Below are 22764 nucleotides of genomic sequence, written 5' to 3'. Positions count from 1 at the left end.
GAGGGCAGCCTGCCGTCACCGGAGGCTGCCCTCTGTTTTACGCCTCTGCCAGCGCCTGGGCGCAGGCCCAGGCGGAAGACCAGGCCCACTGGAAGTTATAGCCGCCCAGCCAGCCGGTCACATCCATCACTTCACCGATAAAATAGAGCCCCGGTACCTTGCGCGCTTCCATGGTCCGCGACGACAGTTCGTGAGTATCTACGCCGCCGAGCGTCACCTCCGCCGTACGGTAGCCTTCGGTGCCGTTGGGCTGCACGCGCCAGGCGGTCAGCGTCTCCACCAGCATTTCCTGCTCGCGCACGTTGAGCTGTTTTAGCGTGACGTCCGGAATTTGTCCCAGCTGCTGCAGGCACTCCACCAGCCGCTTCGGCAGCTGCATGGCGAGGGTGTTTTTCAGGCTTTGATTCGGATGTTCGCTACGCTGCGCGTTAAGGAAATCATCAAGATGGCAATCCGGCAGCAGGTTGATGGTGACAAACTCGCCCGGCTGCCAGTAGCTGGATATTTGCAGCACCGCCGGCCCGGAGAGCCCGCGGTGGGTAAACAGCAGATTCTCGCGAAACAGCGTGCCGTTTTCCGCGGTAATGGTCGCAGGTACCGACACGCCGGAGAGCACCTGTAGCGGCTCAAGCAGCGGTTTGTGCAGCGTAAAAGGCACCAGCCCGGCACGGGTCGGCAGCACCTTGAGGCCAAACTGCCCGGCAAGTTTATAGCCAAACGGCGACGCACCAAGGCCCGGCATCGACAGGCCGCCGGAGGCCACGACCAGTTTTTTCGCCGCCACCTCGTCGCCGTTGAGCTGTAACCTGTAGCCTTCATCGTCGCGTTCTACGCCGATAATTTCGCTACGCAGGCGAATTTGCACGCCGCCTTTCTCGCATTCGGCCAGCAGCAGGTTGACTATCTGCTCCGCGGAATCATCGCAAAACAGCTGGCCGAGGGTCTTCTCATGCCAGGCAATGCCGTGTTTGCCCACCAGTTCGATAAAATCCCACTGGGTATAGCGCGCCAGCGCAGATTTGCAAAAATGCGGGTTCAGGCTGAGATAGGCTGCCGGCTCAATATACATATTGGTAAAGTTGCAGCGGCCGCCGCCGGACATCAGAATTTTACGGCCCGGCTTTTTGCCATTATCCAGCAACAGCACGCGCAGCCCGGCCTGGCCCGCCTGCGCCGCACAAAACATTCCCGCCGCCCCGGCGCCGATTACAATGGCATCAAACCTTTCCACACAACCTTCCTCATATCCCGATTGTCGGGAATTGTAAATTTTTCACGCTGGTCGCACCAGCACGAAAATCCATGTATTCATGTACCTTATTGAAAGATATAGGATTACTCTTAAGTGGGTAAAATACAGACCGGAAGAAAATCAAAAAAATTCCATATTTCACTTTGCCCACGCCGCTAAAGTCACTGATAATGCGCCGCGTTCATGTCCTCAAAATGGCGTAACGTCCTATGCTACATTTATTTGCCGGTCTGGATTTACATACCGGGCTATTACTATTGCTTGCTTTAGCTTTCGTGCTGTTTTACGAAGCGATTAACGGTTTTCATGATACCGCAAACGCTGTTGCTACTGTGATTTACACACGCGCAATGCGGTCACAACTTGCTGTTGCGATGGCGGCCCTCTTCAACTTCTTCGGTGTTCTGTTGGGGGGTCTTAGCGTCGCTTATGCCATCGTGCATATGCTGCCGACCGACCTGCTGCTTAACATGGGTTCCGCACATGGCCTCGCCATGGTGTTCTCTATGCTGCTGGCAGCGATTATCTGGAATCTTGGTACCTGGTATTTTGGCCTTCCGGCCTCCAGTTCGCACACGCTGATCGGCGCTATCATCGGGATTGGTTTAACCAATGCGCTGATGACCGGGACATCCGTGGTTGACGCGCTGAATATCCCGAAAGTCATCGGTATTTTCGCCTCACTGATCGTTTCACCTATTGTCGGTCTGGTGATCGCTGGCGGCCTGATTTTCATTTTGCGTCGTTACTGGAGCGGTACCGTAAAACGCGCCCGTATTCACATGACGCCCGCAGAACGCGAGAAGAAAGACGGTAAGAAAAAACCGCCATTCTGGACCCGTATTGCCCTGATTCTGTCCGCCATTGGCGTATCGTTCTCCCACGGCGCTAACGACGGCCAGAAAGGCATTGGCCTGGTCATGCTGGTACTTATCGGCGTGGCGCCGGCAGGTTTCGTCGTGAACATGAATGCCTCCGGCTATGAGATTACCCGGACCCGCGATGCGGTGAACAACGTGGAAACCTTCTTCGAGCAGCGCCCTGAGCTGCTGAAAAAGGTCACCGGCGTTGAGCAACTGATTCCTTCTCCGGAGGCCGGAACGGCCGCCAGCGGCGGTGAGTTCCATTGCCATCCGGCGAATACCATCAACGCGCTGAGTCACGTGAAAACGGCGCTGACCGGTATTGAAAGCTATGACTCGCTCTCCGTGGATCAGCGGAGTCAACTGCGTCGCATCATGCTGTGCATTTCCGACACCACCGACAAAGTCGCGAAGCTACCGGAAGTGAATGCTGACGATCAGCGCCTGCTGAAGAAACTGAAAATCGATATGCTGAGCACCATCGAGTACGCGCCAATCTGGATCATTATGGCCGTGGCGCTGGCGCTGGGTATCGGCACCATGATCGGCTGGCGTCGCGTGGCGACCACTATCGGCGAGAAGATCGGTAAGAAAGGCATGACCTACGCGCAAGGTATGTCCGCCCAGATGACCGCGGCGATTTCGATTGGCCTGGCGAGTTACACCGGTATGCCGGTATCGACCACCCACGTGCTCTCCTCCTCCGTGGCGGGGACGATGCTCGTCGATGGCGGCGGCCTGCAGAAAAAGACCGTCACCAGTATTCTGATGGCGTGGGTGCTGACCTTGCCGGCAGCAATCCTGTTGTCAGGCGGGCTGTACTGGCTAGCCCTCAAGATTATCTAAGTTCAGGTCATTACCGCTGAGCGAGCAACCCTAAACGGGTCAGGAAACTGGCCCGTTTTTTTTACCTGTCATCCGGCTAGTGCCAAATCAGTAACGCGATCAGACTCACCACCACCAGGCCGCACAGGGCGCTGGTCAGGATAAACAGCCGCCGAACCCGCTCGCAGCGACGAATAAATTCATCATCGTGATGATCGCGATAACGTTGGGCGTAGATGTACCAGACCAGGCGCACCTGTTTGCCCGGCTGCCCATGCGAAGTAAAAAAGCCTCCGCCATCAACATATTGATAAAGCAAGGGATCGCAACCACGTAGCACAACCAATAATGCACGCAATGAAGAGAAGTAACGTGCCATATTCACCACACAAACGATACACAGGGCCCAAAACAGCGCAATAGTGCTGATCATACGTCCTCCCCGGCGACCCGCCCTCGGAGACATCTCCGGAGCTAGCGCTTCCCAATACCCAACCCAACACAATACGAGAGTGCGATTCCGATCACGTTTATTTATCCGATCGGCTCATTAAATAGTGTAGGAGATCAGTCAATTTTTTTACCACAAGGTTAATCGTTATCAATGCGTAAGATGAATATATTTGTTTAACTTTTGGTGAATCAGGTGCATTGACGGAGCATGAGGGGCGCTATAAGGTAGAAATATCTTCTACAATTAAGTCCTTAAAGGACTGTACCCCCGCGGATTAGCACGCAGGACGCGGGCGAAGCAGCAGCACCCGCTGTCTGGTCCAATGGTCATCGACAACTTATGGAAGGAGTAACACTATGGCTTACAAACATATTCTTATCGCAGTAGACCTCTCCCCGGAAAGCAAAGTTCTGGTAGAGAAAGCCGTTTCTATGGCGCGTCCTTATAATGCCAAAGTCTCTCTGATTCACGTGGATGTTAATTACTCCGACCTGTACACCGGTCTGATCGATGTCAACCTGGGCGACATGCAGAAACGCATTTCCGAAGAGACGCACTACGCCCTGAGCGAACTGTCCACCAACGCGGGCTATCCGATTACCGAAACCCTGAGCGGCAGCGGCGATCTCGGCCAGGTACTGGTTGATGCGATTAAAAAATACGATATGGATCTGGTGGTTTGCGGTCACCATCAGGATTTCTGGAGCAAGCTGATGTCTTCCGCGCGTCAGCTCATCAATACCGTTCACGTCGATATGCTGATTGTGCCGCTGCGCGATGAAGAAGACGAATAACCGTTCGCGCGGTTAACCAGCAGAATGCCAACGCCCGCCTTTGCGGGCGTTGTTATTTTTCACCAACGCGACTCGGGCGTCCCGGCGTAAATATCGAAACGGTGGCCTTTGGTGACCACCGCGTTCGGCGTATCGACATCCGCCAGCGGCGGCGCATAGTCCGGACGTTTCACCACCACCCGTTTGGTCGCCAGCTGACGCGCTGGCTCCAGCAGGCCGTCGGCATCCAGATCCGGCCCGACCAGCGACTGAAACACGCGCATCTCTTTTTTCACCAGCGCACTTTTCTGCTTATGCGGGAACATCGGATCAAGATAGACCACCTGCGGGCGCGGCGTAATGTCGGTCAGCGCCGTCAGGCTGGAGGCATGGATCAGCTGCAAACGCTCGCGCAGCCACGGGCCGATTTCCGGGTCGGCGTAGCCGCGAGCCAGCCCGTCATCAAGCAGGGCCGCCACGACCGGATGACGTTCCAGCATGCGTACGCGGCAGCCCACCGAGGCCAGCACGAAGGCATCGCGCCCCAGTCCCGCCGTCGCATCCACCACATCCGGCAGGTAGTCGCCTTTGACGCCCACCGCTTTCGCCACCGCCTCGCCGCGACCGCCGCCAAATTTACGCCGGTGGGCCATCGCCCCGCCGACGAAATCGACGAAGATGCCGCCAAGTTTTGGCTCGTCGCGTTTACGCAGCTCGAGATGCTCGCAGGTCATGACCAGCGCCAGCGGATTGTCATCGTCCTGCATCAGGCCCCAGCGAGCGGCAAGAACAGATAAGGCGCCGTCTCCGGCGCCCGTTTCATCAATTAAGCAGATCTTCACAGCGGACTTAACCCTTAATACCGTAATGCTCCAGCATCGCATCCAGCTGCGGCTCGCGACCGCGGAAGCGTTTAAACAGTACCATTGGCTCTTCGGAACCGCCGCGGCTCAGGATGTTATCGAGGAACGACTGGCCGGTTTCACGGTTGAAAATCCCCTCCTCTTCAAAGCGCGAGAAGGCGTCCGCCGCCAGGACATCGGCCCACAGATAGCTGTAGTAACCTGCCGCATAGCCCCCGGCAAAAATATGGCTGAAGGCATGCGGGAAGCGGCCCCAGGACGGACCCGGCACCACGGCGACCTGCTTTTTGATTTCCGCCAGCGTTTCGAGGATTTTCGCCCCTTGCTCCGGCTGGTACTCCGCGTGCAGGCGGAAGTCGAACAGGCCGAACTCCAGCTGACGCAGAATGAACAGCGCGGCCTGATAGTTTTTCGCCGCCAGCATTTTTTCCAGCAGCGCCTGCGGCAGCGGTTCGCCGGTTTCATAGTGACCGGAGATAAACGCCAGCGCTTCCGGCTCCCAGCACCAGTTTTCCATAAACTGGCTCGGCAGCTCGACCGCATCCCACGGTACCCCGCTGATGCCGGAGACGCCGGCGGTATCGATACGGGTCAGCATATGGTGCAGACCGTGACCAAATTCGTGGAACAGGGTGATCACTTCATCGTGGGTGAACAGCGCGGGTTTGCCGTTCACCGGGCGGTTAAAGTTGCAGGTCAGGTAGGCGACCGGCTTTTGCAGTGAACCGTCGAGTTTACGCATCTGCCCGACGCAGTCGTCCATCCACGCCCCGCCGCGTTTGTGCTCGCGCGCATACAGATCGAGATAGAAGCTGCCGCGCAGTTCGTTGTGCTCATCATACAGCTCGAAGAAACGCACTTCCGGGTGCCAGACATCCACATCGGCGCGCTCTTTCGCGGTAATCCCGTAAATACGTTTCACCACTTCAAACAGGCCGTTAACCGCTTTATTTTCCGGGAAATAAGGGCGTAGCTGCTCATCGCTGATGCTGTAGAGATGCTGCTTCTGTTTTTCACTGTAGTAAGCGATATCCCACGGCTGGAGTTCGTCGACGCCAAACTCCGCCTGCGCAAAGGCGCGCAGCTGAGCCAGCTCTTTCTCCCCCTGCGGACGAGCGCGTTTCGCCAGGTCGGTCAGGAAGTCGAGCACCTGCTGCGGGTTTTCCGCCATTTTGGTCGACAGCGATTTGGAGGCATAGCTGTCAAAGCCCAGCAGCTGGGCCAGTTCGTGGCGCAGCGCGAGAATTTCCGCCATCACCGGGCTGTTATCCCATTTGCCGGCATTCGGCCCCTGGTCTGACGCGCGGGTGGAGTAAGCGCGATACAGCTCTTCACGCAGCGCCTGGTTGTCGCAGTAGGTCATCACCGGCAGATAGCTCGGAATATCCAGCGTCAGTAGATAGCCTTCCTGTTCTTTCGCCTGGGCCTGAGCCTCGGCTGCCGCCAGCGCGCTTTCCGGCATCCCGGACAGCTCAGCGACGTCGGTCACCAGCTTGCTCCAGCCCATGGTGGCGTCGAGCACGTTGTTGCTGTACTGGTTGCCAAGCTCAGACAGGCGCGCGGCGATTTCGCCGTAGCGTTTCTGCTGCTCTTTCGCCAGGCCAATCCCCGACAGCTCAAAATCGCGCAGCGCGTTATCCACCGCTTTTTTCTGCGCGGTGTTTAGCGTGGCGTAATGGTCGCCGTCGCGCAGATCGCGATACGCCTGATACAACCCTTCATGTTGACCGACCCAGGTGCTGTATTCCGACAGCAGCGGCAGGGTTTGCTCGTAGGCTTCACGCAGCTGGGGGCTGTTCTTGACCGAGTTCAGATGGCTGACCGGCGAGAAGATACGTCCCAGCACATCATCCACTTCAGCCAGCGGCTGGCAGAGCGTTTCCCAGCTGTACGGCGCGCCTTGCGCCACCACGCTTTCTACCGCCGCCCGGCAGTCGTCCAGCGCTTTGGTCACCGCAGGGACGACGTGTTCCGGCTTGATCGCAGAAAAAGGCGGCAATGAAAAAGGCGTCAATAATGGATTGGTCATATGCGCAGTCCTGTTGAAAAGGGTGAATGAAGCGCGCGGTCTGGCGCTTTAGCATGAGATCTAGAATGGGGGATCGTAACGGGAATTTCAATGTCACACCGTGCCAGGTGCCGGGTATTGCTGCAATAAGCATTTGCCGGGCATCGGCCGAAGGAGACGCCAGGCGCCCCGCAGGCAGGGGCGACGCCGCATATGACGCATTGCAGGGGCGATGGCGACGCCTTCCTGCAACGCGAAGGATTTACGCGACGGGTGCCATTAGCGCGTTTTCTGCGCCATCTGCCAGGCCGCAGACAGATTCACACGCTGCCAGAACTGCTGGTCGGCGGTCTCGCCCGACAGCGGATAGCCTGCCGGCAGCGCGGTTTTCACCAGCAGCGCCCGGCGCTGGGCGGCGGACAGATGAGGCAGCGCGGTTTCCAGCAGGACTTCCGCCCCTTCCGGCACTTTCAGGCTCTGCTTCTCGCCCTTCTGCTGCGGCAGGTCATAGGTCATCGTGAAACGGTAGAAATCGCGCATCGCCGGATCGCGATACGGGTCGTCTTTTCCGGCCGGCTTCGCGCATTCCGCCAGCGAGGTACCGCACTCTTTTTCCAGCGCGGCGCGCAGCTGATCGCGCGCCTCATTAAACAGCGCACGGTACTTCGCGTCGTTGAGGTAATGCGCGACGTTGCGCTGCGCCACCATCCGTGATCCCATGACATCCAGCGGGTAGTGAACGCCAAGCACGATGCGGGAATAGCCGTAGCGCGCGCCGCGGGTGACCAGCGCATCAAAGCGTTCCGGGATCATTTCCGCCATCAGCAGCGCATCGGTGTAGCCGGTGTTGGTGTGTCCGCTGGGGAAGGAACCGCCGTCGGCGGTGTAAGGCTGGTTGTCCTTGATAACCACATCGTCCGGCACCAGATGAATGGTATTGCCCTGAATCAGAAACGGACGCGGGTTGTTAAAATGCTTTTTCGCCGCCCCGGTGCTGACTTCACTGGCCTTAATCAGCGCCGCGGCTTTCCCCAGCTCACCTTTGTCGTAGGCCGTGAGGAACGCTTTGCCGAGCCGCGGGCCCAGCGCATCGCTGAGGAAATAGAGATAGCTAATCCCCTCCGCATCCGCCAGCGCCTGATGGCGGGTAGCCTGCGTCGCATCGCGGTTAATCGCGGTCACCGTCGCCAGGTTATCCTTCACCACCGAATCCGGGAGCTTGCTGAAGGCGCCAAGCAGCGCGATGCCCGCCTGCTGATTCGCTTTCTCCTGGAAGTCATAGCCGCTGGCCTTCAGCCAGGCCTTATCCGCCTGGGTTTTGCTCTGTTTCGCATGGGCGAGCTGACCGCGGGTGAGCGTGGCGGCATCGCCCTTCAGCGCAGCGCGCAGCTGCGCCAGCGCCTGACCTTCGAGACCGTCAAACGCCGGGCTGGCCGCCGCGGGCGTCACGCTGGCCGCGATCGCCGCCGCCTGATTCAGCGGAACCTCTTTCGCCAGAGCCGGCAGCGCCAGGATTAACGCCGGGGTCAGGAGTGTTATTTGCAGTTTCATTATTTTTCCTTTTATTCAAACAATTACCTTGTCTTCACGCGACGCTAGCGCTGATATTTGACGTTTTTATGACACGGTCATGTTTTGCAACGCTTTTGACCTCATTGAAACAGCTCGGCGCTACAGCGGTAATCTGCACGGATCTGCGGTAAACTATCGGTCATCTTGTTTAATTCCCGGAATCTCTGCATCCATGCTCAGTTATCGCCACAGCTTTCACGCAGGCAACCACGCCGACGTCCTTAAACACACCGTTCAGAGTCTAATCATTGAATCGCTGAAAGAGAAAGAAAAACCGTTTCTCTATCTGGACACTCACGCCGGCGCGGGCCGCTATCAGCTGAGCGGCGAGCACGCCGAGCGTACGGGTGAATACCTGGAAGGCATTTCCCGTATCTGGCAGCAGGACGACCTGCCGGCCGAGATGGCAGCCTACATTTCCGTCATCCAGCATTTCAACCGTAGCGGCCAGTTGCGATACTACCCGGGCTCTCCGCTGATCGCCCGCCAGCTGCTGCGCGAGCAGGACAGCCTGCAGCTGACCGAGCTGCACCCGAGCGATTTCCCGCTGCTGCGCTCAGAATTCCAGAAAGACGCGCGCGCGCGCGTGGAAAAGTCCGATGGTTATCAGCAGCTGAAGGCTAAGCTGCCGCCGGTGTCCCGTCGCGGCCTGATTCTTATCGATCCGCCGTACGAGATTAAAAGCGACTACCAGGCGGTCGTGACCGGTATCCACGAAGGCTACAAACGCTTTGCCACCGGCACCTACGCGCTGTGGTATCCGGTGGTACTGCGCGCGCAGATTAAGCGCATGATCAAAGATCTGGAAGCGACGGGCATTCGCAAAATCATGCAGATTGAACTTGCCGTGCGTCCGGACAGCGACCAGCGCGGCATGACCGCTTCCGGGATGATCGTCATTAACCCACCGTGGAAGCTGGAACAGCAGATGAACAACGTTCTGCCGTGGCTGCATAAGAAGCTTTCGCCGACCGGCATCGGACACGCCACCGTCGGCTGGATCGTACCGGAGTAATCACAGCCATCGGTGGAACCTTTTACGCCTCGCGCTACAATCGCGGTCATTTAACGATTAAGGGCCTACCAGGATAGGTCTTCTAAGGATACAGGCTATGAGCAAACATTATGATTACATCGCTATCGGCGGCGGCAGCGGCGGCATCGCCTCCATCAACCGTGCGGCAATGTATGGCCAGAAGTGCGCGCTGATTGAAGCTAAAGATCTCGGCGGCACCTGCGTCAACGTCGGCTGCGTGCCGAAGAAAATCATGTGGCATGCGGCGCAAATCCGCGAAGCTATCCATCTGTATGGCCCGGACTACGGTTTCGATACCACCATTAACCACTTCGACTGGGACAAACTTGTGGCCAGCCGCAGCGCATATATCGACCGGATCCACACCTCCTACGACAACGTATTAGGCAAAAACAAGGTGGATGTCATCAAAGGCTTCGCCCGTTTTGTGGATGCCAACACCGTGGAAGTGAATGGCGAAACGATCACCGCCGATCATATTCTGATCGCCACCGGCGGCCGCCCGAGCCATCCGTCTGTTCCGGGTGCTGAGTACGGCATCGACTCCAACGGCTTCTTTGAGCTACCGGCTCTGCCGAAGCGCGTCGCCGTGGTGGGCGCGGGCTATATTGCCGTTGAGCTGGCGGGCGTGATTAACGGCCTCGGCGCCGAAACGCACCTGTTCGTGCGTAAACATGCGCCGCTGCGCAGCTTCGATCCGCTGATCGTCGATACCCTGGTGGAAGTGATGAACACCGAGGGGCCGCAGCTGCACACGCACGCCATCCCGCAGGCGGTGGTGAAAAACGCGGACGGCAGCCTGACGCTACAGCTGGAAGATGGCCGGAGTCAGACCGTGGATTGCCTGATCTGGGCCATTGGTCGTGAGCCGGAGACCGATAATTTCAACCTCGCAGCCGCTGGCGTAAAAACCAACGACAAAGGCTATATCGTGGTGGATAAATTTCAGAACACCAACGTACCAGGGATCTACGCCGTGGGCGATAACACCGGGGCGGTGGAGCTGACGCCGGTGGCGGTAGCCGCGGGTCGCCGGTTGTCCGAACGCCTGTTCAACAACAAGCCGCAAGAGCATCTGGATTACAGTAATATCCCGACCGTGGTCTTCAGCCATCCGCCGATCGGCACCGTTGGTTTAACCGAGCCGCAGGCGCGCGAGCAGTATGGCGATGACGCCGTGAAGGTGTATAAATCGGCCTTTACCGCGATGTATACCGCCGTCACCTCGCACCGCCAGCCGTGCCGCATGAAGCTGGTATGCGTCGGTCCTGAAGAAAAAATTGTCGGTATTCACGGCATCGGCTTCGGCATGGATGAAATGCTGCAGGGCTTTGCGGTAGCGCTGAAAATGGGCGCGACCAAGAAGGACTTCGACAATACCGTGGCGATTCACCCGACCGCTGCGGAAGAGTTCGTGACCATGCGTTAATCTCTTCGGCCCCGTGTTCTCACGGGGCTTTTTTATGCGCTCATCGCCTGCCGTCCAGGTCGATTTCGCGCCCTGGTGTTGCAAAATCGCGTGCCCGATGTAGTTACTCCAGTTAAAGCTGTTTTGCAGTACCACCACCGCATTCTGATTCGCCTTATCAAAACCGATATAGCCCACCTGGTAGGTGATTTTTTGCCCGCCGAGCGTATCCGCCGTGATGGGATAGCGGTTTTTGGCGTCGGTCACGCCGTAGCAGTGAAACTCCGCCCGACCAGCGCAGTCGCCTCAGAGGGGGCGCTCATTTGCGAGAGTGTTCCGGAGCATCCTACAAGCAGCAGAGACGCCAATAGCACAGGGCTCAACTGCCTGTTCAAACCATACCTTCCTGTGGTACTGAAACCAATGAGGGGAATTAAAGACGCCGGGATCGTAGCGGCTGTCAACGATCATTGCAAAGCGAACAGGCTGAAATCATCCGCGCAATGACGCCCGTCCGGCCATCTTTACCTTCGCCCTCAGGCGGTACCATTATTGCCATGACGCATAAACGCCGGTCGCTGATTGAGCGTCCGGTACCAGCGCTCAACCGCCGGCAGCTCCGGATGGGCAAACGGCGTCATTTTCCAGCGGTGCACCGACAGACCCAGGACGATATCCGCCAGCGTAAACTGCGGGCCGGCTATCCATGCGCCGGTACGTTGCAGCTGTGATTCCACGATCTGTACGCAGCGGGTCCAGGCGGCAATACTCTCCTTCATCGCCGCCGGGTCCTGAAAACGCGGATCTTTGCGCACCAGGCCCATAAAAGCATAGCGCCAGGCATTGTTAAACTCCGTGGCCTGCCAGTCCATCCAGCGCTCGATATCCGCTGCGCCCTGTGGCGTAAACGGTAGCAAATCCTCACGCCCGGCTTTACGCGTCAAATAGCGGCAGATGCTGTTTGACTCCCACAGCACGAAATCATCGTCCAGCAGCACCGGCACCAGGGCGTTTGGGTTCAGGGCACGAAATTCGGCGGTATCGACCGGCTGGAAACCGCTGCCGTAATCCTCCTGCTGATAAGTCAGACCGACTTCATCGCAGGTCCATAACACTTTACGCACGTTAATTGATGAGCGTTTGCCCAGTATTTTTAGCATCGTGACATCCTTAAGCGAAGGAACGTGACTTCCACCCTACTCTATCCGGCGACAAAGAGGCAGCCTGCCGGATAATGTGTATAGTTGATTGCAGCCTTTTTTGCTGACACAGGGAACCCGCCATGCTGACTCCGTTTACTGTTTTCACTCCGGGCAACATCCGTTTTGGCCGGGGTCTTGCCGGGAGCGCCGCCCCTTGGCTGGCCCAGCGCGCCGCGAAAGTGCTGCTGGTCCACGGCGCCAGCCCGCAACGGGCCGCATTGTTGCTGGCCGAACTGCGCGCGCATCATCTGGCGGTCGTCACACTCGCCGTTGCCCATGAACCGACGCTGGAAGATATTGAGCAGGGGGTGCGTCTGGCGCGCGAGCATGCCATCGACGCCGTCCTGAGCCTTGGCGGCGGCGCCGTTATCGATGCCGGCAAGGCTATCGCCGCGCTGGTGCCGGCATCGGGGCCGATCGTTGACTATCTGGAAGTGGTGGGCAATGGCCGGATACCCGAAGCGCATCCGCTGCCGTTTGTCGCCATCCCGACCACCGCCGGTACCGGGGCAGAAGTGACGAAAAATGCGGTGATCAACGTCACGCAGCAGCGGCGGAAAGTCAGCCTGCGCGACGATCGGATGCTGCCGGACCTGGCCATCGTCGACCCGGCGCTGACCGACAACGCTCCGCGCGCGGTGACGCTCGGCTCCGGCCTTGACGCGATAACCCAGCTCATTGAGCCCTGGCTCTGTACCCGCGCCAATCCTTTTACCGATGCGCTTTGCCGGGCCGCTATTCCACGGGGAATCAAAGCGCTGCGCACGCTGATGGAAAAAGAGTGCCCGGACAGCCGCGATGAGATGGCCTGGGTCAGTCTGTGCGGCGGCCTGGCGCTGGCCAATGCCGGTCTTGGCGTCATTCATGGACTGGCTGGCCCGCTGGGGGGGCTGAGCAATGCTTCCCATGGCGCGCTCTGCGGCAGCCTGCTGCCTTACGGCCTGGCGCTCAATGAGTCACAGGTCAGCAACAGGGCTATCCGCGGGCGCTTCGCTGAAGTCCGCCAGTGGCTGGCGGACGGGCTTGACGTCGAGCCGGCGACCGCCTGGGATAGCCTGCGCGAATGGAGCCGCGGCGCCGGGCTGGGGAATCTGCGCGAACTGGGCGTGCCGCACGAGGCCCTGGAGCCTGCGGCGCTGGCAGCCAGCAGCTCCTCCTCAATGAAAGCGAATCCGGTGCCGCTGGATAGCGAGCAGTTGCTGGAGATGCTGGAAGCGGCGTGGGAGTAACGCCGCTCTACCCGGCAGTATTAGATTTTGTTGCAAAACGATTGCTCCGAATTTCTCTCTTTGCTTCGGGGCAATTTACTTTAAAAAATCAATAAATTAATAATCCTGGCACGTCAATGCACCGTTAAAAATCGTGACCTGACGCACACTTTTATTTCCAGACACCGAAGCGAGTGACTACGCTTAATAGTCAGGCCGGGAGAGGCCCGGCGCCCTGAACTGACGCGATCCGGAGGTCCATATCACGATGTCCAGCCAGATATTACGCAACGATAATGGCGATAAACCGAAGATCGAGCGCGATCTGTGCTATGAAGCCGATCCGTATGAGTTAAAACTGGATGAAATGTTCGATGCCGAACCGGAGCCGGAGATCATCGAAGGCCTGCCGGCCTCTGATGCTCTGACGCCTGCCGACCGCTATCTGGAACTGTTTACCCACGTGCAGAAATCGCGGATCTTCGCCGACAGCAAAACCTTCCCCGACTGCGCGCCAAAGCAGGATCCGCTGGATATCTTGATCCACTACCGGCGGGTGAAGCACCAGCCAGGATTCGACCTGCGCCAGTTTGTTGAAGAGCACTTCTGGATGCCGGACAACCGCACTGACGACTACGTGTCCGATCCCCGGCTATCGCTGAAAGAGCATATCGATAACCTCTGGCCCGTTCTCACCCGCGAGCCGCAGGATCATATTCCCTGGTCATCGCTGCTGGCGCTGCCGCAGTCCTATATCGTGCCCGGCGGACGCTTTAGCGAAACCTACTACTGGGACTCCTACTTCACGATGCTGGGGCTGGCGGAAAGCGGCCGCGAAGACCTGCTGAAATGTATGGCGGACAACTTCGCGTGGATGATTGAGACCTACGGCCATATTCCCAACGGCAACCGCACCTACTATCTCAGCCGCTCGCAGCCACCGGTGTTTGCCCTGATGGTAGAGCTGTTTGAGGAGGATGGCGTGCGCGGTGCGCGGCGCTACCTCGATCATCTGAAGCTGGAGTACCAGTTCTGGATGGACGGCGCTGACTCATTGATCCCCAACCAGGCCTATCGCCACACGGTACGTATGCCGGACGGCTCGTTACTCAATCGCTACTGGGACGACCGCGATACGCCGCGGGATGAATCGTGGCGGGAAGATGTCGAAACGGCAAGACACTCGGGCCGCCCGGCCAACGAAGTGTACCGGGACCTGCGCGCCGGCGCGGCCTCCGGCTGGGACTATTCCAGCCGCTGGCTGCGTGATATCACCCGGCTGGCGAGCATCCGTACCACCCAGTTTATTCCGATCGATTTAAACGCCTTTTTATTCAAACTGGAAAACACCATCGCCAATCTTTCCGGCCTGAAAGGCGACCGGGAAACGGAAGCGGCTTTTCGCCAGAAGGCCAGCGATCGCCGGTCAGCGGTAAACCGCTATTTATGGGATGAAGAGGGCGGCTGTTTTCGTGATTACGACTGGCGACGCGAACAGCAGGCGCTCTTCTCCGCCGCCAGCATCGTCGCGCTGTATGTCGGCATGGCCACGCACCAACAGGCAGAGCAGCTCGCCGATGCGGTACGTGCTCGTCTGCTGACCCCCGGCGGCATCATGGCCACCGAATATGACAGCGGCGAACAATGGGATAAGCCCAACGGCTGGGCGCCGCTACAGTGGATGGCGATCCAGGGGTTTAAACTGTACGGCCAGGACCCGCTCGGCGACGAAATTGCCCACAGCTGGCTGCAAACGGTGAACCATTTTTACAAGCAGCACCATAAGCTGATTGAGAAGTATCATATCGCCGGCGGGGTGGCCCACGAAGGCGGCGGCGGCGAATATCCGTTACAGGATGGCTTCGGCTGGACCAACGGCGTGGCGCGTCGGCTGATAGGACTGTACGGGGAACCCTTATAACCAGGTGCTGTTCCGACCATTCATGTCCTGCTATGGTCATAGCATCTCACTTCGCAGGAATTGTTTTCATGACCGAATTGCTTACGCCACGGCTGCACTGTTCACAGCTGAAGCAGGAGGACTGGTCTTTTTTTCTCGCTCTGCAAAGAGATCCGCAGGTGATGCTGTATATCGCCGATTCACGCCCGCTGTCTGAAATACGCGAGGCCTTCGATTCGCGTATTTTACCGTGGTCGCCAGGGGCAAAACAGTGGCTGAGCCTGGTCGTGCGCGACAGGGTAACCCGCATACCGCTGGGGCTGACCGGCTACCAGCACCATGAAGGCGGTTGTGCCGAAGTGGGTTTTTTATTTACTCCGACCGCGCAGGGATGCGGCTATGGTTATGAATCCCTGCGCGCGCTCTGTGATTTTGCCTTCAGCACCGGAGGCGTGCGTAGACTGACCGCCACGGTCACCGCCGGAAACTTAGCGTCGCGAAATCTGCTGCAGAAAACCGGTTTCCTGCAGGAGGGTGAGCTGCGCGAATGCTACTGGCTGAACGGACGCTGGCATAATGACTGGCTGTTTGGCCTGCTGCGTCGCGATTATCACACGCTGAACCTATAAGCGGGACGCAACGCCTCTTCGCAGCGGGAGAGGCGGTTACGATTACAGGAACATGCCGCCGGAAACTTCCACGCGCTGCGCGTTCATCCATCTCAGGTCATCGCTCAACAATGCCGCAATCGCATCGCCGATATCATCTGGCAACCCGACCCGTCCCAGCGCCGTTTGCGCCGCAATATGCTGATTAACCTGAGCATTATCGCGCACCATTCCGCCGCCAAAATCGGTTTCTATCGCCCCTGGCGCGATAATGTTGACCGAAATCCCGCACGCGCCCAGCTCCTTCGCCTGATAGCGGGTCAACACCTCCATCGCCCCTTTCATCGCCGCATAGGCGGCATAGCCCGGCAGCGCGAAACGGGCCAGCCCGCTCGACACGTTAAGGATACGTCCCTTATCCGCCAGAAGCGGCAGCAGGCGCTGGGTCAGGAAGAACGGGCCTTTAAACTGAATGTTCATCAGCTCATCAAATTGTGCTTCGCTGGTCTCAGCAAAGGGGACGTTTAAACCGATTCCGGCGTTGTTTAATAAATAATCAAAGGTGTCGCGCTGCCAGCGCTGTTGCAGCAGCTGAGCCACATTCTGCGCGAAAGTGTCAAAGCTCGCCGTATCACCGACGTTCAATGCCAATGCCGCCGCTTTTACCCCTTGTTGCTCAATTTCATCCACCACTTGCTGGGCAGCCTGCGGGTTGCTGTGCCAGGTGAGAATAATATCGGTTCCCTTCTCTGCCAGCTTCAGCGCTGCATTTTTTCCCAGTCCACGGCTGCCGCCGGTCACTAAAGCGATACGTTGTGTCATCAGAAAGCCCCTTCTCAGTTGCGTTTGTCTGGTTAAAGAGCTTATTAGCTGCCAGTAAAACAATAAATGCGCTAAATTACGTTTTACTGTTCCAGTATTAACAATAATAGAGTTTCGGTATGGATAAAATTCACGCAATGCAGCTGTTCATCCGCGTCGCGGAGCTGGAGAGTTTTTCCCGCGCCGCCGAAACCTTAAGCCTGCCGAAAGGGAGCGTCTCGCGCCAGGTTCAGGCGCTGGAAAACCATCTCGGCGTGCGCCTGCTGCACCGCACCACGCGCCGGGTACAGCTCACCCAGGACGGAATGGTCTATTACGAACGCGCCAGGGACCTGCTCAGCAACCTCGATGAACTGGACGGCATGTTTCAGCACGATCCGGCGACCATCAGCGGTCGCCTGCGGGTGGATATGCCGGTCGGACTGGCGAGGAAACTGATCATTCCGCGCCTGCCGGCTTTTTTGCAGCAGTACCCGGGTATCGAGCTGGAGCTGAGCAGTAGCGACCGGCTGGTGGATGTGATTCGCGAGGGATTTGACTGCGTGGTGCGCGTCGGTACGCTGAAAGACTCCGGCCTGATCGCCCGCCCGCTGGGTAAGCTGACGCAAATTAACTGCGCCAGCCCGCACTATTTATCACGCTTCGGCTACCCGACCACGCTCGACGATCTGGCCGATCACGCCCTGATCCACTATGCCAGTACTCCCGGCGCCCGCCCGCTGGGGTTTGAGGTGATGAGAGATGGCGTCGTCCAGTGGGTGAAAACCGGCGGTACGCTCACCGTTAACAGCACGGAAACCTATCAGGCCGCCTGCCTGGCCGGGCTGGGCATTATCCAGGTTCCGCGCACCGGCGTCCGCGAGGCGCTGCGTACCGGCGAGCTGATTGACATCCTGCCGCAGTACCGCGCGGAACCGCTGCCGGTATCGTTAATCTATCCGCACCGACGCAACCTTTCCCGCCGGGTACATCTGTTCATGGAGTGGCTGGGGAGCGTGATGAAAGAGTACGTCGATTAAGCGATGCCGCCCTTTACCGACGGCGTCTGGACGCTTCGCAGGTCTATGAAGGATTTTACGTATATAATTTTGAAGAATCTCGCTGTAAAGAAAGGAAGAAATTACTCATGACATCGGAAAACGACGCCAAACGCCCGACCCAGGATCCGGGCCAGCCGCCGGAAAAAAGCAAAAGCCCACTGGCCGCCATCAACGACTCTGCCGTAGCGCAGAAGGCGAATCAGGCGTTAAAAACCGTCACCGGAACAGCAGAAAAAGTCCAGCGGAACCCGATTATTGCGCACCTGCTGCGCGCCGCCGAACGCTTTAACGACAGGATGGGAAACCAGTTCGGCGCGGCCATCACCTACTTCTCGTTTCTGTCGATGATCCCGATTCTGATGGTCTCCTTCGCCGCCGCCGGTTTTGTGCTGGCCTGGCACCCGACGCTGCTGCAGGATATTTTCGATAAAATCCTGCTGAATGTCAGCGACCCCACGCTGGCCGCCACCCTTAAAAACACCATTAATACCGCCATCCAGCAACGTACCGCCGTTGGCCTGGTCGGTCTGCTGGTCGCGCTCTATTCCGGTATTAACTGGATGGGCAACCTGCGGGAGGCGATTCGCGCCCAGTCGCGCGATGTCTGGGAGCGAGCGCCGCAGGACCAGGAAAAGATCTGGATGAAATACTTCCGCGATTTTATCTCGTTGATCGGCCTGCTGGTGGCGCTGGTGGTGACGTTATCGATAACCTCCGTCGCCGGTTCCGCGCAGCAGATGATCATCTCCGCGCTCTATCTCGATAATATTGAATGGTTGCAACCGGCCTGGCGACTGATCGGCCTCGCTATCTCCATCTTCGCCAACTATTTGCTGTTTTTCTGGATCTTCTGGCGTCTGCCGCGCCACCGCCCGCGGCGCAAAGCGCTGATTCGCGGTACCCTGATTGCGGCTATCGGTTTTGAAATCATAAAAATGATCATGACCTGGACACTGCCCGCGCTGGTGAAATCGCCTTCCGGCGCCGCCTTTGGCTCCGTATTAGGCCTGATGGCCTTCTTCTATTTTTTCGCCCGCCTGACGCTGTTCTGCGCGGCGTGGATAGCCACGGCCGACTACAAGGATGACCGTCGCATGCCGGGCAAAGTCCACGATTGATGCCGTATCGGGCTGAAGAAAGGGACAAAATTCAGCCCGAATCATCATTTCAGCAGATAAATCCAATATGTAACTTTTATTTAACTAAATACTGGTTTTATCTACTATAATTTTATTTATGTGAAGCATTTCATAGAAGTTATTTTTCCGGCACGCAAATTATCCGCTTTTTGACCATTTTTTCGCCTCTCGCGCGCTCTGTTACAGATTGAAATGTCCCTTTTGCTGTGGCTATATGGCCTTTCGTTCGCTAAAAATAAGAAAGATCTATGCAAGCCACAGCCAGCACACTCGACAAGACCCAGGAAACCGCTCCGGTTAACTCGCGCAATAAAGTCGTCGTCGCCTCCCTCATCGGCACCGCCATTGAGTTCTTCGACTTTTATATCTATGCCACCGCCGCGGTGATCGTCTTCCCGCATATTTTCTTCCCGCAGGGTGACCCGGCCGCAGCCACGCTACAGTCGCTGGCGACGTTCGCCATTGCCTTCATTGCCCGTCCGATTGGTTCCGCCTTATTCGGCCACTTCGGCGATCGCGTCGGCCGTAAGGTCACGCTGGTCGCTTCGCTGCTGACTATGGGGATCTCCACGGTGGTTATCGGCCTGCTGCCCGGTTACGAGAGCATTGGTATTCTTGCGCCGATGCTGCTGGCGCTGGCGCGCTTCGGCCAGGGTCTGGGGCTGGGCGGTGAATGGGGCGGCGCGGCGCTGCTGGCGACCGAAAACGCCCCGCCGCGCAAGCGCGCGCTGTACGGTTCTTTCCCGCAGTTGGGCGCGCCAATCGGCTTCTTCTTCGCCAACGGCACCTTCCTGCTGCTCTCCTGGCTGCTGACCGACGAGCAGTTTATGGCATGGGGCTGGCGCGTACCGTTTATCTTCTCCGCCGTACTGGTGATTATCGGGCTGTATGTACGCGTGTCGCTACACGAGACGCCGGTGTTCGCCAAAATCGCCGCCGCGAAGAAACAGGTCAAAATCCCGCTGGGTACCCTGCTGACAAAGCATGTGCGCGTCACCGTCCTCGGTACCTTTATCATGCTGGCGACCTATACCCTGTTCTATATCATGACCGTCTATTCCATGACCTTCAGTACCGGCGCTGCGCCGGTGGGTCTCGGCCTGCCGCGTAATGAAGTGCTGTGGATGCTGATGATGGCGGTGATTGGCTTCGGCGTGATGGTGCCGGTGGCGGGTCTGCTGGCCGATGCGTTTGGTCGCCGTAAGAGCATGATCGTGATTACCTCGCTGATCATCCTCTTTGCGCTGTTCGCTTTTAAACCGCTGCTGGGCTCCGGCCAGCCGGCGCTCGTCTTCGCCTTCCTGCTGCTGGGCCTGAGCCTGATGGGGCTGACCTTCGGTCCGATGGGCGCGCTGCTGCCGGAGCTGTTTCCGACGGAAGTTCGCTACACCGGCGCATCGTTCTCGTATAACGTGTCGTCGATTCTCGGCGCCTCCGTCGCGCCGTATATTGCCGCCTGGCTACAGGGTAATTATGGCCTGATGGCGGTCGGCCTCTACCTCGCGGCCATGGCCGGGCTGACGCTGATTGCGCTGCTGTTGACCCACGAAACTCGCCATCAGTCGCTGTAGTCCCTTGCTGCCCGGCGCGATGCGCCGGGTACGCTTCTTACGCTTTACTTTTTCATCTGCGCTAAAATCTCCCGACACTGATTCGCATCCCCTTGCGCTGGCGATACCAGCGCCAGCAGCGCTGCCGCCGGCGTGACTAATGTTGCCAGCGCCGCCGCTACCGCGCCGCGCGCAATCAGCGGGCCAGCCTTCACTCCGGCATTCGGCGATTGAAAGGTCCCGCGCACGTACAGCGGAGAGCGTAGGGTAATAATACGCACCCCCTTACTCTCCGGGTCGATGGTCAGGTCGAGCTGTTCCGTAGCGAAGCTGGCGGTGCCGGTGACGTTAATCAGCGCATTTTCGGTATCAAAGGCAAAAATCTGCGGCCGCGCCACGCCGTTCGTCACATTGATGTTCGCCGCCGCGCAGTTCACCCGGACCTCATCATCGCCAAATATCTGCCCGATAACATAGTTACCGACGTTCAGGCCGAGGATTTCCATCAGGTTACGGCTAATCAGACCGTCGTTCATCAGCAGCTTCAGATTGCCGTTGCTGTTGCCCAACAGCGCCGCCACCGAGTTACCGCTCCCACGTAGCTGTACGTCGCCATTCATCTCCCCGAGCGTCTTCTGCATCATCTCGACTTTCGGCATCAGGGCCTTCAGCTTCAGACGCCGCGCCTGCAGACTGGCTTCTCCCTGCAGCGGTTTTTTATTGCCCTGCAGATGGACGCTGCCGGCAATGGTGCCGTTCGCCAGGCCAAAGCGCAGCGGCTGCAGGCGCAGATCGCCCCGTTCAAGCAACACATGGGTAGAAAGGTCGCTAATTGGCAAGGTGCCGCCGTGCTCAATCCGCCCGCCCTTAAAGCGTACATCGGCGTCCATCAGCTGCCATTTATCGGTGTCAAAGCGATCGTACGGCAGCACTTTCCCGGCAGGCTGCGGCGAAGCCGTGCCTTTACGCTGCTCGCTTGCGGCAGCTTTTGTGCCCGCATTCACGCCAATGAGCGGGCCGAGATCCGCCAGCCGCAGCTGTTGTGAAGCGACATCGCCCTCCAGCTTCGGCCGCGGTTTGCCGGTACTGTAGGTTAAGGAACCGTGGATATCACTCTCGCCAATACGACCGTTAAAATCACGGTAGGCGAAACGCGCGCCGTTCGCCCCCTGGAAAGTGGCTCGCAGGTGGCCGTCGGTCGAGAAGGCCGGCGTATCCGGCAGCACCACCCCGGTCAGCTCGTACAGGTCGCGCAGCGACGCCCCGGAGAACTGCAAGCGCAGATCCACGCCCCCGAGATTGAGGGGATCGCTGACCGTGCCGCTAAAGGCGACCCGGGTACTGCCGGAGCGAAAGTCCCCCTGCAGCGGGAACGGTTGCCCCTCGCTGCGCAGCGCCAGCATACCGCCGATTTTACCGCTGCCCTGAAGCAGCTGCCCGTGATAGGTCCCCTTCGCCTGCAGGCCAAAAATATAGTCTCCGGCTGCTGGCGCCCCCTCTTTGCCCTTCTCACCGCTGACCTCGCTGAAGGGCAGCGGCTTGCCGAGCGGATCGACCTGGATCGTGATATCCGCACGCGTCACCTTGTCATCAATGGCGATCCGCGCGCGATCGAACAGAATATTATCCAGGCGCAAAGACCAGCCGGAAGAGGCGGGCCGTTCGGTAGCAGCGGCGTCGGAGGCCAGCGTAAAGGTCCAGTTATTGTTTTTTTCCGACAACCGGATCAGGCGGGCATCGGGCTGTTCCAGCTTAATCCACGGCAGATAAACGGTTCTGGTAAGCAATGCCAGCGGCGCCAGGGTGGCTTCGACCCGCGGCAGATGCACCATGGTGACCTGAGGGATAGCCGGCGGGTTGCCGAGGACGATATCTTCGGCATGGACGTGCGGCCAGGGGATCCAGCGCCGCCAGCCGCGCTCATCAGGCTGGCGCGCCCAGACAACGCCGAGGTCGCCGCGAATCGCGAACGGACGATTCAGCTCGGCTGAGACCTTCTGGTTGATCGCCGGTTTCAGGCGATTCCAGTCAAAAGTCGCCAGCACGATGAACAACAGAACGATCGCGACGAGTATCGTTCCCGAGATAATGGCAATCGTTTTACGGGTTCTGGTCATTCCCTCTCCGCTCCTTTTGCGTCTCGTCAGTCCTGAATATAGTCGAAAAGCCCATCTTGCTCTGACAAATGCGCTTTTCGTCACATTCCACGCGTCAGGTCAAAAAAATAATGGAACATTGTTT

Annotated in this window: 18 protein-coding genes and 1 pseudogene; 10 read left to right on the top strand and 9 right to left on the bottom strand. The window is 58.3% G+C overall.

The features are described from left to right. Positions 1 to 37 precede the first annotated feature (37 nt). Positions 38 to 1231 carry a BaiN/RdsA family NAD(P)/FAD-dependent oxidoreductase gene (locus Electrica_RS01225; RefSeq protein ID WP_141963160.1) on the bottom strand — a complete coding sequence of 398 codons (1194 nt, stop codon included), beginning with the start codon at positions 1229 to 1231 and terminating at the stop codon, positions 38 to 40. 230 nt (positions 1232 to 1461) lie between these two features. On the opposite strand from Electrica_RS01225, the gene pitA reads away from it, so the two are divergent. Beyond that, positions 1462 to 2961, top strand: coding sequence for an inorganic phosphate transporter PitA (gene pitA / locus Electrica_RS01220; RefSeq protein WP_131049185.1), 1500 nt, complete (start codon positions 1462 to 1464; stop codon positions 2959 to 2961). A 76-nt stretch (positions 2962 to 3037) separates the two neighbouring features. Here the strand turns inward: pitA and uspB are convergent, their stop codons facing one another. Further along, positions 3038 to 3373 carry a universal stress protein UspB gene (uspB, locus tag Electrica_RS01215; RefSeq protein ID WP_100683018.1) on the bottom strand — a complete coding sequence of 112 codons (336 nt, stop codon included), beginning with the start codon at positions 3371 to 3373 and terminating at the stop codon, positions 3038 to 3040. A gap of 377 nt (positions 3374 to 3750) precedes the next feature. On the opposite strand from uspB, the gene uspA reads away from it, so the two are divergent. After that, the gene (uspA, locus tag Electrica_RS01210; protein ID WP_141963158.1) at positions 3751 to 4188 is read left to right on the top strand and encodes a universal stress protein UspA; all 438 of its coding nucleotides are present in this window, start codon (positions 3751 to 3753) and stop codon (positions 4186 to 4188) included. 59 nt (positions 4189 to 4247) lie between these two features. On the opposite strand, the gene rsmJ is transcribed toward uspA, so the two are convergent. The 3 genes from rsmJ to Electrica_RS01195 form a co-directional block, all read right to left on the bottom strand. After that, on the bottom strand, positions 4248 to 5009 hold the full coding sequence (gene rsmJ, locus Electrica_RS01205; RefSeq protein ID WP_141963156.1) for a 16S rRNA (guanine(1516)-N(2))-methyltransferase RsmJ: 762 nt from the start codon (positions 5007 to 5009) through the stop codon (positions 4248 to 4250). A 7-nt stretch (positions 5010 to 5016) separates the two neighbouring features. Further along, complete coding sequence (prlC, locus tag Electrica_RS01200) at positions 5017 to 7059, bottom strand: oligopeptidase A (RefSeq protein WP_141963154.1); 2043 nt, start codon at positions 7057 to 7059, stop codon at positions 5017 to 5019. Positions 7060 to 7317: 258 nt separating this feature from the next. Next, a complete protein-coding gene (locus tag Electrica_RS01195) occupies positions 7318 to 8589 on the bottom strand; it encodes an acid phosphatase (protein WP_141963152.1) in 1272 nt (423 codons plus the stop codon). Positions 8590 to 8782: 193 nt separating this feature from the next. Here Electrica_RS01195 and Electrica_RS01190 point away from each other — a divergent pair, with 193 nt between their 5' ends. Further along, positions 8783 to 9625: a 23S rRNA (adenine(2030)-N(6))-methyltransferase RlmJ gene (locus Electrica_RS01190; RefSeq protein WP_100683014.1), complete on the top strand. Its 843-nt coding sequence runs from the start codon at positions 8783 to 8785 to the stop codon at positions 9623 to 9625. A 97-nt stretch (positions 9626 to 9722) separates the two neighbouring features. Further along, a complete protein-coding gene (gene gorA, locus Electrica_RS01185) occupies positions 9723 to 11075 on the top strand; it encodes a glutathione-disulfide reductase (RefSeq protein ID WP_141963150.1) in 1353 nt (450 codons plus the stop codon). A gap of 75 nt (positions 11076 to 11150) precedes the next feature. Here gorA and Electrica_RS28740 read toward each other — a convergent pair. After that, positions 11151 to 11285 (bottom strand): annotated as a pseudogene (locus tag Electrica_RS28740) (serine hydrolase domain-containing protein); the annotation flags it as partial. 305 nt (positions 11286 to 11590) lie between these two features. Further along, positions 11591 to 12214, bottom strand: coding sequence for a glutathione S-transferase family protein (locus Electrica_RS01175; protein WP_141963148.1), 624 nt, complete (start codon positions 12212 to 12214; stop codon positions 11591 to 11593). 122 nt (positions 12215 to 12336) lie between these two features. On the opposite strand from Electrica_RS01175, the gene Electrica_RS01170 reads away from it, so the two are divergent. From Electrica_RS01170 to Electrica_RS01160, 3 genes are all read left to right on the top strand, one after another. Then, positions 12337 to 13485: an iron-containing alcohol dehydrogenase gene (locus Electrica_RS01170; RefSeq protein ID WP_131049190.1), complete on the top strand. Its 1149-nt coding sequence runs from the start codon at positions 12337 to 12339 to the stop codon at positions 13483 to 13485. A gap of 247 nt (positions 13486 to 13732) precedes the next feature. After that, positions 13733 to 15385 (top strand): alpha,alpha-trehalase, encoded by a 1653-nt coding sequence (locus Electrica_RS01165; RefSeq protein ID WP_141963146.1) that lies wholly within the window; start codon positions 13733 to 13735, stop codon positions 15383 to 15385. 68 nt (positions 15386 to 15453) lie between these two features. Beyond that, the gene (locus Electrica_RS01160; RefSeq protein ID WP_131049192.1) at positions 15454 to 15993 is read left to right on the top strand and encodes a GNAT family N-acetyltransferase; all 540 of its coding nucleotides are present in this window, start codon (positions 15454 to 15456) and stop codon (positions 15991 to 15993) included. Positions 15994 to 16035: 42 nt separating this feature from the next. Here Electrica_RS01160 and Electrica_RS01155 read toward each other — a convergent pair whose 3' ends face one another. After that, on the bottom strand, positions 16036 to 16794 hold the full coding sequence (locus Electrica_RS01155) for an SDR family NAD(P)-dependent oxidoreductase (protein WP_141963144.1): 759 nt from the start codon (positions 16792 to 16794) through the stop codon (positions 16036 to 16038). A gap of 119 nt (positions 16795 to 16913) precedes the next feature. Here Electrica_RS01155 and Electrica_RS01150 point away from each other — a divergent pair, with 119 nt between their 5' ends. From Electrica_RS01150 to Electrica_RS01140, 3 genes are all read left to right on the top strand, one after another. After that, positions 16914 to 17813, top strand: a complete 900-nt coding sequence (locus tag Electrica_RS01150) for a LysR family transcriptional regulator (protein ID WP_131049194.1) — start codon at positions 16914 to 16916, stop codon at positions 17811 to 17813. Positions 17814 to 17920: 107 nt separating this feature from the next. Then, entirely contained in the window at positions 17921 to 18952 is a 1032-nt protein-coding gene (gene yhjD, locus Electrica_RS01145; protein ID WP_100683006.1) for an inner membrane protein YhjD, read from the top strand. Between the two features lie 269 nt (positions 18953 to 19221). Beyond that, positions 19222 to 20544: an MFS transporter gene (locus Electrica_RS01140; protein WP_100683005.1), complete on the top strand. Its 1323-nt coding sequence runs from the start codon at positions 19222 to 19224 to the stop codon at positions 20542 to 20544. 44 nt (positions 20545 to 20588) lie between these two features. Here the strand turns inward: Electrica_RS01140 and Electrica_RS01135 are convergent, their stop codons facing one another. After that, a complete protein-coding gene (locus tag Electrica_RS01135; RefSeq protein WP_141963133.1) occupies positions 20589 to 22640 on the bottom strand; it encodes an AsmA family protein in 2052 nt (683 codons plus the stop codon). Positions 22641 to 22764 lie beyond the last annotated feature (124 nt).

Source organism: Klebsiella electrica, assembly GCF_006711645.1.
Classification (GTDB): domain Bacteria; phylum Pseudomonadota; class Gammaproteobacteria; order Enterobacterales; family Enterobacteriaceae; genus Klebsiella; species Klebsiella electrica.
This window is presented reverse-complemented; position numbering and strand designations above follow the sequence as displayed.